Below are 11812 nucleotides of genomic sequence, written 5' to 3' on the forward strand. Positions count from 1 at the left end.
GCCCACCACGCGCTAAGTCACTGAGCGGCAATGCTTTATGAAATGCGGGTTTTATTGCAGTGCAATGACAGCAGGACCTCTACTCAAAGCATCACTGCCCATAGTCTGCAAATTAACCCTGTATACATATCCCCAAATCACGGTTTTTTGCAGCCAATCTATATATATATATAGGCTTCACACGGATAATGCAGATGCCGCACTGCAGCGCTTCTGCTAATCTTTAGCCTTCTGCAAACTGCCCTACTCCGCCTGACGGCGGCATCTGCCATGCTCAAGTTTGATGTTCTGATTATCGGTAGCGGTCTGGCCGGCATGACCCTGGCCTTGCATCTGGCTGCCACGCGTAAAGTTGGTCTGATTACCAAGCGCGATCTGCTGGAAGGCAGCTCGACCTATGCCCAGGGTGGCATTGCCGCCGTGCTGGACACGGAGGATTCGGTGGAGGAGCACATCCGCGACACGCTGATCGCCGGGGCCGGATTGTGTAATGAAGAAGCCACCCGCTTCATCGTCGAGCATTCCAAAGAGGCGATTGACTGGCTGATTGCGCTGGGTGTGCCCTTTACCCGTGACGACACCCACAAGACGGGTTATCACCTGACACGTGAAGGAGGCCACAGCCACCGACGCATTATCCATGCGGCGGATGCGACGGGTGCGGCGGTGACCTCCACCCTGGGCCAGAAGATCAAGGCTCACCCGAACATCACCGTGCTGGAAGACTTCATTGCCATTGACCTGATTACCTCGCGTAAGCTGGGGCTGGAAGGCAAGCGTTGCTATGGCGTGTATGCACTGGACAAGACTCTGGACCATGTGGTGACCATCTCGGCCAAGCACACCATGCTGGCTTCGGGGGGGGCGGGCAAGGTCTACCTCTATACCACTAATCCGGATACGGCGACTGGCGATGGTATTGCCATGGGCTGGCGTGCCGGTTGCCGGGTGGGAAACATGGAATTCATCCAGTTCCATCCCACCTGCCTGTACCACCCGCACACCAAGTCTTTCCTGATTTCTGAAGCGGTACGTGGCGAAGGGGGCATTCTGAAATTGCCGGATGGCACCCGCTTCATGCCGGATCACGATCCTCGCGCCGAACTGGCCCCGCGCGATGTAGTCGCCCGCGCCATCGACTTCGAAATGAAAAAGCATGGTCTGGACTGTGTCTATCTGGACATTTCGTACAAACCGGCCAATTTCATCAAGGAACACTTCCCCAATATCTACGCCCATTGCATGGAGCTTGGCATCGACATCACCCAGGAGCCGATTCCGGTGGTACCTGCCGTGCACTTTACCTGCGGTGGTCTGGTGACTGACCTGACCGGCCATACCGATGTGGACGCGCTGTACGCGGTAGGTGAAGTAGCCTGCACCGGCCTGCATGGTGCCAATCGCCTGGCCAGCAACTCGCTGCTGGAATGCCTGGTGATTGGCAAGGCGGCAGCGGAAGACATCCTGGCAGCTCCGGATATTACCCTGCCGCCGATTCCGGACTGGGATGACAGCCAGGTAACGGACAACGACGAGGAAGTGGTGATTTCGCACAACTGGGATGAGCTGCGCCGCGCCATGTGGGACTATGTCGGCATCGTGCGCACCAACAAGCGCCTGATGCGCGCACTAAGCCGCATCCGCCTGCTATCGGAAGAAATCAACGAGTACTACAGCAACTTCCACGTCACCAACGACCTGATCGAACTACGCAATCTGGTGCAGACTGCAGAACTGATCGTACGCTCGGCACTGTTGCGCAAGGAAAGCCGTGGTCTGCACTACAGCCGCGACTACCCGGAAATGCTGGAAGAAACGCAGGAAACCATACTGCAGCCCGCACAGCATTGAAGGTTAGCAAGACAGAACGGCACCCCAGGGTGCCGTTTTTCATTGCAGGCCGTTGCCGCGCTGCAATGGCAAGGTAAACCAGAACACGCAGCCGCCGGTCACGCTGGCATTGACGCTGAACTCGCCACGGTGGAACTCGACAATCGATCGGCAGATATTCAGACCAATCCCCATCCCATCCGGCTTGGTCGAGTAGAACGGCGTAAACAGCTCGTTCTTGATGTTTTCCGCTAACCCCGGCCCATTATCCGCTACCTCGACGCGCCAGAAAGCCGCACCGACCACCGTACGCACGATGATATGCGGCCTGCGTGTCTGCGCCTCCACCATGGCTTCGATGGCATTTTTCATCAGATTGAGCAGTACCTGCTCAATCAGCACCGGGTCCATGTCCAAGCGGCAGTCTGTCGGGTCCTGTTCGATCACCAGCTGTACGCCAGCCTTGAACGCCATCATCTCTGCAAGGCCAGCAGCACGCGCCACCACGCGGGCGGGATCGACATTTTCCAGCTGCGGTTCGTGCTTTTTTACAAAAGCGCGGATGCTCTTGATGATTTGCCCTGCGCGCTGCGCCTGCTGACTGATGGCAGCAACCGCCTCGCGCACCCCGGAGGGCAGCGCCAGACTCTCCGGCAGACGCCGGGCCAGACCAGCCGAGTAGGTGGAAATCGCCGTGAGCGGCTGATTTAACTCGTGGGCCAGGCTGGAAGCCATCTCACCCATGGCAATCAGTCGCGAGGTGGTCTGGAAGCGTTCCTGCTGCGCCTGTGCCCGCCCTTCCCGCTCGCGCTCTTCCGTCACATCGGCCAGAATCACCAGCCAGGCTGCTTCACCGCTTACCCACTCCAGCCGGCGGCGCTGCAGTTGGAACCATTGCTTGCCATCCTGCAGGGTAAATTCACTGGCCAGATCATCTTGCTCCGGTTCTTCGCGTAGCCCAGGCAACAACAGGCAAGAGGGTGCATCCGGCTCTTCTGCCAGCCACAGGAAAGAAAATGTGGGATTGGCATACAGGAGCTGGCCGCTCTGCTGGCTCACGACACAGACCCCTGCCTGCATGCCATTGAGTACGGTAAGGAAGCGCTGGTGCGAAGCATTGAGTGCCAAACGCTGGCGCTTGCGCTCGGTGATGTCAAACAACGCGGCAATCCAGCCACGATGGCTGCCATCCCGCTCAATCAGTGGCGTGGCATACAGCCGCACTTCGACAAAATCGCCATTCTGGCAGGCAAAGCGCAACTCGAAGCCCTGCTCCGGCTGCATACCCTGCCTGACCGCATCCATTGCCGCGCGCATTTGCTGATGGTCACTGGCGGGCCAGAATACATGCGGTGGACGCTGCCCCACCAACTGCTCCGGGGCATAACCCAGCATTTCGCAAAAAGCACGGTTCACCCGCAGGATTTCGCCTTCCAGACTAATAGCCACCAGACCGCTCTTCATGCAGTCTTCGATGGCCTGACGCAAGGCCACCTCGGTGGACAATGCCTGCTCGGCGCGTGAGCGCTCGCGCATATGGCGCCGGATGCGCCAGATGGAATACAGCAATGCCAGCGCCAGCAGGGTAATCAGGCCGGTGAGTACCGGCAGGGTAAGTCCCAGCCCGGAGCGGTAGCTAACGGCACGCAGGTACACGCCAAAGCCTGGCGGGTCAAAACTGGTTTGATGAGAGATGTTGCCGGGGTGTTCGGAAGGGTCGAACTTGCTGGCCAGCGTACGGCCACCCACGTCAACAAAGCTGATGTAATTTTTGGAGGCAATCCACCACGGCACCTGCCGGTGCAAGAGCTGATCGAACTGGTACACCAGCCGGATGCTCCCCAGCACCTTTTCATTGGCGATGATGGGTACTGCCAGATCGAAACGGTACTTGCCATCGGCACGGCGGTAGGGCTGGCCATATGATGCGCGGCGCAAGCGCGTGGCCCGCCACACGGCATCGTATTCGTCACCATGCAAGATCTTGCCCGGCAACACCTGGCCGTGTTGATCGCGCAGCAACATGGCGTTTGGGTCGATCTGCTGCACCAGCAATACTTCCGGGCTTTCCCGCATCAGGAATGCCGCACTGGAAATGAAACGCGCCGGGGTCAGGTTGCCATTAGCAATATCTGATGCCACACCCTCGGCCCACTCCTGCTGCCCTTCCATATGCAGCCGCATCGACTGCTCCAGCCACAGCACTTCCTGAATCAGATTATCCCGCTGCTCATCCACCCAGTCGCGGTAAACCAGATAAAACAGGCCGCCCAGGGCCAGCACCAGGGCAATCAGGGTAAGCGAGGTACCCAGCCATAACAGGCGGGGAGAACGGCGACGGGCAAGCAAATCGATAACGTGCATAGGCAGATACGGGAAAACCCCAATGATGAAGTCCCCAATGGCATGTTGTTGGTGCGCCTTCTACTTTACACGGTATTAACAGCCCGCTGACAAGGGCTGTAATACAAAGCAAAAACATTCAACGCAAACGGAGAGACTCATGAAACTGAAGATTGCTGCATTGCTGATCGGTGCTTCCTTTGGTGTAGCTGGCCTGGCTCAGGCTGCTGGTGAAATCGTCATCAAGTTCAGCCACGTGGTATCGCCCGATACCCCCAAGGGCAAGGCTGCTGAATATTTCAAAAAGCTGGCGGAAGAGCGTACCCATGGCAAGGTCAAGGTACAGGTTTATCCCAACAGCCAGCTTTACAAGGACAAGGAAGAACTGGAAGCCCTGCAACTTGGCGCGGTTCAGATGCTGGCCCCGTCGCTGGCCAAGTTTGGCCCGCTGGGCGTAAAGGAATTTGAAGTTTTCGACCTGCCGTATGTGTTCGACAACTACGACGAAGTGAATAAAGTGATGCACGGCGCCATCGGCAAGCAATTGCTGGGCAAGCTGGAAAGCAAGGGCATCAAGGGCCTGGCTTACTGGGATAACGGCTTCAAGAACTTCTCTGCCAACAAGCCGATCCGCACCCCGGCTGACCTGAAGGGCATGAAGATCCGCATCCAGTCCTCCAAGGTACTGGAAGAAGAAATGCGCTCGGTAGGCGCACTGCCGCAAGTGATGGCCTTCTCCGAAGTCTATCAGGCCCTGCAAACCGGCGTGGTGGATGGTACCGAGCTGGAAGCCTCCAACTTGTACACCAGCAAGGCTTATGAAGTGCAAAAACAGCTGACTCTGACCCAGCACGGCTTCCTGGGCTATGCCGTCATCGTCAACAAGAAGTTCTGGGACGGCCTGCCGGCTGATGTGCGCACCCAGCTGGATGGTGCAATTGTCGATGCCTCCAAGTACGCCAATGACATTGCCAAGAAGGAAAACGACCGTGCACTGGCCGCCATCAAGGCCTCCGGCAAAACCCAGGTCTACACGCCGACTGCCGCCGAACGTGCTGCCTTCAAGAAAGCCATGCTGCCAGTCCACGCCAAGATGGCCAGCCGCATTGGCCCGGACCTGCTGAAGGCCATCTATAAAGAAACCGGTTTCAACCCCAACAACTGATCAGCCCTGAATCGAGCGTGCGTGCCGTGGCACCCACGCTCTTTTTGCGAAAAGAGAACAATCATGCTGAAATTCCTCGATCATCTGGAGGAGTGGATGATTGCCCTGTTGATGGGAAGCGCCACCCTCATCACCTTCGTCGCGGTTCTGCACCGCTACGGCTCGGGCATCGACACCCTGCAGCCCTACCTGGCCCACATCAATATGGCCTGGGCTCAGGAGCTCACCATTTACCTGTTTGTTTGGATGGCCAAATTTGGCGCAGCCTACGGCGTGCGTACCGGCATCCACGTGGGTGTGGACGTGCTGATCAACCGCCTGTCAGACAAAAACCGCGCCAAGTTCATCGTGTTCGGCCTGCTGGCCGGTGCACTGTTTACCGGTGTCATCGCCGTACTGGGCGGCAATTTCGTTTGGGAAATCGCCCATACCGACCAGACCTCGCCCGATCTGGAAGCGCCAATGTGGCTGGTTTACCTGGCCATTCCCTGCGGCTCTACCCTGATGTGCTTCCGTTTTCTGCAAGTGGCCTGGAACTTCATCAAGACCGGCACCCTGCCCAAGCACGACCACGGCCACGTTGATGGCATCGAGGAAGGTGCCGAGGATTTGGACAATCTGCACCCGCACGATCTGAACCACGGAGGCAAGCACTAATGACCACACTCATCATTTTCGGTCTGCTGCTTACCCTGATGCTGACCGGCATGCCGATCTCCATCTCGCTGGGTCTGACGGTACTGACCTTTCTGTTCACCATGACGGACGTTCCTATTCAGTCGGTAGCGCTCAAGCTATTTACTGGCATCGAGAAGTTCGAAATCATGGCGATTCCCTTCTTTATCCTTGCCGGTAACTTCCTGATGCATGGCGGTGTCGCCAAACGGATGATCCGCTTTGCCACCACCCTGGTGGGCCACTGGTATGGTGGCCTGGGTCTGGCTGGCGTGGTGTCCTGCGCCCTGTTTGCCGCCATTACCGGTTCATCCGTTGCCACTGTTGTAGCCGTTGGCTCCATCATCCTGCCAGCTATGGTCAAGCAAGGTTATCCGCAACGCTTTGGTGCCGGGGTGATTACCACCTCCGGTGCACTGGGCATCCTGTTTCCGCCGTCCATCAATCTGGTGATGTACTCGATTGCCACTGCCGGCATGGATGTGACCGGACCAAATGGCATGAGCGTATCCACCGCCTCGGTAGGCCAGCTGTTCATGGCCGGCGTGCTGCCCGGCCTGTGCCTGTCGGTATTGCTGGGCCTGACCACCTGGTACCGTGCCAAGAAGTTTGACTACCCGCGTCTGCCGCGCGCCAGCTGGGGCGAGCGCCTGCAAGCCTTCCGTGAATGCGTGTGGGGGCTGTTGCTGATCGTGCTGGTAATCGGCGGTATTTACAGTGGCATCTTCACGCCGACCGAAGCCGCTGCCATGGCTGCGGTATACGCCTTCATCATCGCCGTGTTCGTCTACAAGGACATGGGGCTGAAAGACGTGCCGCGTGTGTTGATCAATGCCGCGTCGATGAGCTCGATGCTGCTGTACATCATCACCAATGCCGTGCTGTTCTCCTTCCTGATGGCATCCGAGCAGATTCCGCAGGCAATGGCCGCCTGGATGACCGCACAGGGCCTGGGCATCGTTGCCTTCCTGCTGCTGACCAACATCCTGCTGCTGGCTGCAGGCAACTTCATGGACCCGTCGGCCATTGTGCTGATCATGGCACCCATCCTGTACCCGGTTGCAGTCAAGCTGGGGGTGAATCCGGTACACTTCGGCATTCTGATTGCAGTCAATATGGAAGTCGGCATGTGCCATCCGCCGGTAGGGCTTAACCTGTACGTGGCCTCCGGCATCACCAAGATGGGTATTACCGAGCTGACTGTGGCCGTATGGCCATGGCTGCTGACCATGCTGGGCTTCCTGATCGCAGTGACGTATCTGCCCGGTATCTCGCTGTGGCTGCCACGAATGTTAGGTATGATGCAATAAAAGCAGGACAAGACAAGCAACGCGGCAGAGGTGAAAACCTCTTGCCGCGTACTTTGTCTGACAGGACCATAGCCCCGATAGAGGGTTAGCCCTTATAATATTCAGCTAAATTATTCAAAACGACCATAAGAAACCACCCAGGAGTTCACGAATGGACGAGCAACTGCGCCAAGCCGCACTCGATTTCCACCAGTTTCCTCAGCCCGGCAAGATCCAGGTGTCCCCGACCAAACCGCTGGCAACCCAGCGCGATCTGGCCCTTGCCTACTCCCCCGGTGTGGCCGCCCCGTGTGACGCCATCGTGGAAGATCCGCTCAATGCCTACAAGTACACCGCACGCGGCAACTTGGTAGCTGTCATCACCAACGGCACTGCCGTACTGGGCCTGGGCAATATCGGCCCGCTGGCTGGCAAGCCGGTGATGGAAGGCAAGGGTGTGCTGTTCAAAAAGTTTGCCGGCATCGACGTTTTCGACATCGAACTGAACGAAAACGACCCGGACAAGCTGGTGGACATGATCTGCGCGATGGAACCGACCTTCGGCGGCATCAACCTGGAAGACATCAAGGCCCCCGAGTGCTTCTACATCGAGAAGAAGTGCCGTGAGCGCATGGGCATTCCGGTCTTCCACGACGACCAGCACGGTACCGCCATTGTGGCCGCTGCCGCGGTGCTGAACTCGCTGCGCCTGGTCAACAAGGACATCGCCAATGTCCGCGTGGCTGCATCCGGTGCCGGTGCCGCCGCCATCGCCTGCCTGGACCTGCTGGTTGCACTGGGCGTGAAACGTGAAAACATCACGGTTTGCGACTCCAAGGGTGTGATCTATCAGGGCCGTGACGAGAAGCTTGACGAATCCAAGCAGCGTTACGCCATTGTCGACAACGGCAAGCGCAAGCTGGCCGATGCCATGGTAGGCGTCGACATCTTCATGGGCCTGTCCGGCCCGCGTCTGGTCACTCAGGAAATGGTGAAAACCATGGCCGCGCATCCGGTGATTCTGGCCATGGCCAACCCGGAACCGGAAATCCTGCCGCCGCTGGTGAAAGAAGTGCGCCCGGATGCCATCATCGGCACCGGCCGTTCCGACTTCCCCAACCAGGTGAACAACGTGCTGTGCTTCCCCTTCATCTTCCGTGGTGCGCTGGATGTGGGCGCCACCACCATCAATGAAGAAATGAAGCTGGCCACTGTACGCGCCATTGCCGACCTGGCCATGGCCGAACAGTCCGACGTCGTGGCCACCGCCTACGGCGACGAAGAGCTGTCCTTCGGCCCGGAATACGTGATTCCGAAGCCCTTCGACCCGCGCCTGATCGTGAAGATCGCCCCGGCCGTGGCCAAGGCTGCCATGGACTCCGGCGTGGCTACTCGCCCGATCCAGGATTTCGACGCCTATGTCGATCAGCTCACCCAGTTCGTGTACAAGACCAACCTGTTCATGAAGCCGGTGTTCTCGCAAGCCAAGAAGGAAAGCAAGCGTGTTGTGCTGACCGAAGGCGAAGACGAGCGCGTACTGCATGCCACCCAGGAAATCGTACTGGCCGGCCTGGCCAAGCCCATTCTGATCGGCCGTCCGAGCGTAATCGAAAAACGTATCGAAAAGCTGGGCCTGAAACTGGAAATCGGCAAGGACTTCGAGCTGGTCAACAACGAATCCGACCCGCGCTTTGCCGAATACTGGAAGGACTACTACAACCTGATGAAACGCAAGGGCGTTTCCCAGGAACAGGCCCGTCGTCGCGTCATCGGTAACACCACGCTGATCGGTGCGCTGATGGTACGTCGCGGCGATGCCGATGCGATGATCTGCGGTACTTACGGTACTTACCGTCAGCACTTCGAAATCGTGGAAACCGTACTCGGCTACAACAATGCCGACAAGGTGGCCGGTGCCATGAATGCGCTGATCCTGCCTACCGGCAACATCTTCATCACCGACACCTACGTGAATGCCAAGCCGGATGCAGTACAACTGGCCGGCATCACCAAGATGGCGTCGGAAGCCATGAAGCGTTTCGGTATTGCACCGAAAGCCGCCCTGCTGTCCAACTCCAGCTTCGGCACCATCAATGGCGAATCCGCCGACAAGATGCGTACTGCACTGGAACTGATCCGTGACGCTCAGCCTGACCTGGAAATCGACGGTGAAATGCAGGGCGATGCCGCCCTGGTGGAAGCCATCCGCACCCAGGCCATGCCGGAAACCACGCTGAAGGGCTCGGCCAACCTGCTGATCATGCCGAACGTGGAAGCTGCCAACATCAGCTACAACCTGCTGCGTGTTTCGGCCTCTGACGGCGTGACCATCGGCCCGATCCTGATGGGCATGAGCAAGCCGGTACACATCCTGACCCCGATCTCCTCGGTACGTCGTATCGTCAACATGGTAGCCCTGGCTGCCGTGGATGCGCAGGTAGCAGCCAGCAACAGCTAAGCTGTCATCTTTGGTCTTATACTGAACGGGCAAGCCAGTGCTTGCCCGTTTTCTATTTCTGACCAGGAGAGCCAGCCATGAGCGCCGATTTCACCCCGAACGACCCATTCGCCATGTTTCGCCAGTTCTGGCAAACTGCCACTCCTGCCAGCGCCCAGCCCTTTCTCCCACCGATGAGCGAGGAAGAAATCGACCGCAAACTGGCAGAACTGCGCGTGGTGGAAGGTTGGCTAACCATGAATCTGGGCATGCTTTCCATGCAAATGAAAACCCTGGAAATGCAGCGCGCCGCCATGGCGGCCCTAAAACCACGCGAAGACAAAAAATAAACCGTCACAAACGGTAACGACGACGGGACAAGCCGGCCAAAGACGCCGACACCCGGATAAACAATAATGCATCTCCGTGCATGAACGCTTTTAGAAGAACTCTGCGTGAAAACTATCGAATCACCTTCGAGGCCTCACCCTGTCCGGCTACTGGGACAGCTGGCCAGTGGCGACTTTTCCCGGCGCGATTATCTGGATGAGCGCAAAAACCGCATCAAGCTGGTATTGCGCAGCCTGCTCTCCCTGTCCAGCAGCTACCGCTGGCTAAGCTATCTGAGCAGCCAGCCACTCTTGCTCGACTACCTGAAACTGGCACCTCGGCTGTCACAAAAGCTGCACCGGCCTTATCTGCACCGCAGCCTGGGCAATACGGCAAAGGTGGAGATCCTGCAGCAGCACTATGGCCGGATACTGCAGCTGCCAGCCCATGTCCGCAGCCAATTGCTGTCGCTGGACAATATCTGCATTGCCAGCGTCACGGGCAAGGATGAAAGCAGCTTCAGTTGGGTACTGGGGCACAACCACTATTTCGACAAGGAAGGCGAGCTGTCGCTGCAGTTTATCGATGCCCAGCAAGTGGCACTGGCCACCCTCACCTTTACCCTGTGCCAGTACCAGGGCCAGCCGGTGGCGCTGATTGGTGGCTTGCAAGGCCCACGCAAGGAGTTTGGTCATGAATGCATCCGTACTGCCACCAAGGCCTGTCACGGTCTGTTCCCCAAACGGCTGGTACTGGAAGCCCTGACCGTCATTGCCCGTGAAATGGGCTGCCAGCAAGTGCTGGCCGTGTGCAAGGACAGCCATATTTACAGCTCCTGGCGCTACCGGAAGGAGTTCCAGGCTGATTACGACAGCTTCTGGCTGGATATCGGTGCCGAGAAGATCAACACCGAATACTTCCGCATCCCCTTCCCCATTCCGCGTAAGCCGATGGAAGAAATTGCCAGCAAAAAGCGCAGCGAATACAACCGCCGCTATGCCTTGCTGGATGAAATGGCAGAAAAAATCAGCCACGCCCTGCGCTGATGCCAGGCCGGCAGACAAGAAAAAAGCACCTGGCTGGTGCTTTTTTCTTTGGCATGACCAACAGGCTTCACGGGCGGGGCAGCGAAAAATCCTCATGCACCAGGGTATAGGTATCTCCCGCCAGCTTGCCGATGGGGTGCAGTGCCTGCACATCGACATGGCCTTCCTGATACACGGCATCCGCCACATGAACATGGCGGATTTCACCCAGCACCAGCGTGCTGCCGCCCGCCCCATGTCCCAGGTCGAGGCAAGTATGCAGCACACACTCATAGCGCACTGGCGAGCGCGCCACGCCAGGGGCCTTTACCTGCTTGCTGCGCACCTTTTCCAGCCCGGCGAGATCAAATTCATCAACCTCCGCCGGGTAGGCGGCACAGGACTGGTTCATTTCCTCAACCAGCGCCTGGGTAACGATATTCACCACAAACTCACCGGTGGCGCGAATATTGGCCAGGCTGTCCTTGTCGCTGCCATCCGGCTTTTTCAGGATGGTGACGGCCAACATGGGCGGATTGACTCCGGCCACGGTAAAAAAGGAAAACGGTGCCAAATTGGCCACGCCCAGCAAATCCTGCGTGCTGAGCCAGGCGATGGGGCGCGGTAGTACACTGCCAGTCAGCAGTTTGTACAGGGCGGTACGATCCAGCTCTCTGACATCACAATCCATTTCTGTCACCGCTTGGCTGATTCTTGA

General features: G+C 57.9%; 9 protein-coding genes. 7 read left to right on the plus strand and 2 right to left on the minus strand.

The genetic code is table 11. From position 1 onward, the window contains the following. Nucleotides 1-270: 270 nt before the first annotated feature. A complete protein-coding gene (gene nadB, locus ACODR9_RS22090) occupies nt 271-1851 on the plus strand; it encodes an L-aspartate oxidase (protein ID WP_488812418.1) in 1581 nt (526 codons plus the stop codon). 39 nt (nt 1852-1890) lie between these two features. Here the strand turns inward: nadB and ACODR9_RS22095 are convergent, their stop codons facing one another. Then, entirely contained in the window at nt 1891-4194 is a 2304-nt protein-coding gene (locus tag ACODR9_RS22095) for a PAS domain-containing sensor histidine kinase (RefSeq protein WP_488812420.1), read from the minus strand. 139 nt (nt 4195-4333) lie between these two features. Between ACODR9_RS22095 and ACODR9_RS22100 the strand changes: the two genes are divergently transcribed. The 6 genes from ACODR9_RS22100 (at nt 4334) to ACODR9_RS22125 (ending at nt 11115) form a co-directional block, all read left to right on the plus strand. After that, nucleotides 4334-5338, plus strand: a complete 1005-nt coding sequence (locus ACODR9_RS22100) for a TRAP transporter substrate-binding protein (protein ID WP_488812422.1) — start codon at nt 4334-4336, stop codon at nt 5336-5338. Nucleotides 5339-5401: 63 nt separating this feature from the next. Next, nucleotides 5402-5995: a TRAP transporter small permease gene (locus tag ACODR9_RS22105; RefSeq protein ID WP_488812424.1), complete on the plus strand. Its 594-nt coding sequence runs from the start codon at nt 5402-5404 to the stop codon at nt 5993-5995. After that, a complete protein-coding gene (locus tag ACODR9_RS22110) occupies nt 5995-7323 on the plus strand; it encodes a TRAP transporter large permease (protein ID WP_488812426.1) in 1329 nt (442 codons plus the stop codon). Before ACODR9_RS22105 ends, ACODR9_RS22110 begins: the two co-directional genes overlap by 1 nt. Nucleotides 7324-7474: 151 nt before the next feature. After that, nucleotides 7475-9760: an NADP-dependent malic enzyme gene (locus ACODR9_RS22115; protein WP_488812428.1), complete on the plus strand. Its 2286-nt coding sequence runs from the start codon at nt 7475-7477 to the stop codon at nt 9758-9760. Nucleotides 9761-9837: 77 nt separating this feature from the next. After that, nucleotides 9838-10089, plus strand: a complete 252-nt coding sequence (locus tag ACODR9_RS22120) for a PhaM family polyhydroxyalkanoate granule multifunctional regulatory protein (RefSeq protein ID WP_488812430.1) — start codon at nt 9838-9840, stop codon at nt 10087-10089. Nucleotides 10090-10194: 105 nt separating this feature from the next. Next, the gene (locus ACODR9_RS22125; protein ID WP_488812432.1) at nt 10195-11115 is read left to right on the plus strand and encodes a VirK/YbjX family protein; all 921 of its coding nucleotides are present in this window, start codon (nt 10195-10197) and stop codon (nt 11113-11115) included. Nucleotides 11116-11182: 67 nt separating this feature from the next. Here the strand turns inward: ACODR9_RS22125 and ACODR9_RS22130 are convergent, their stop codons facing one another. Continuing rightward, nucleotides 11183-11785 carry a flavin reductase family protein gene (locus tag ACODR9_RS22130; RefSeq protein WP_488812434.1) on the minus strand — a complete coding sequence of 201 codons (603 nt, stop codon included), beginning with the start codon at nt 11783-11785 and terminating at the stop codon, nt 11183-11185. Between the last annotated feature and the right edge of the window lie 27 nt (nt 11786-11812).

Source organism: Aquitalea sp. FG25 (assembly GCF_057809375.1).

Bases quoted from the DNA above. Each gene is read 5' to 3' on its own strand.
- ACODR9_RS22120 (WP_488812430.1), top strand. From the start codon at position 9,838: ATGAGCGCCGATTTCACCCCGAACGACCCATTCGCCATGTTTCGCCAG.
- ACODR9_RS22110 (WP_488812426.1), top strand. From the start codon at position 5,995: ATGACCACACTCATCATTTTCGGTCTGCTGCTTACCCTGATGCTGACC.
- ACODR9_RS22100 (WP_488812422.1), top strand. From the start codon at position 4,334: ATGAAACTGAAGATTGCTGCATTGCTGATCGGTGCTTCCTTTGGTGTA.
- nadB (WP_488812418.1), top strand. From the start codon at position 271: ATGCTCAAGTTTGATGTTCTGATTATCGGTAGCGGTCTGGCCGGCATG.
- ACODR9_RS22115 (WP_488812428.1), top strand. From the start codon at position 7,475: ATGGACGAGCAACTGCGCCAAGCCGCACTCGATTTCCACCAGTTTCCT.
- ACODR9_RS22130 (WP_488812434.1), bottom strand. From the start codon at position 11,785: ATGGATTGTGATGTCAGAGAGCTGGATCGTACCGCCCTGTACAAACTG.
- ACODR9_RS22105 (WP_488812424.1), top strand. From the start codon at position 5,402: ATGCTGAAATTCCTCGATCATCTGGAGGAGTGGATGATTGCCCTGTTG.
- ACODR9_RS22095 (WP_488812420.1), bottom strand. From the start codon at position 4,194: ATGCACGTTATCGATTTGCTTGCCCGTCGCCGTTCTCCCCGCCTGTTA.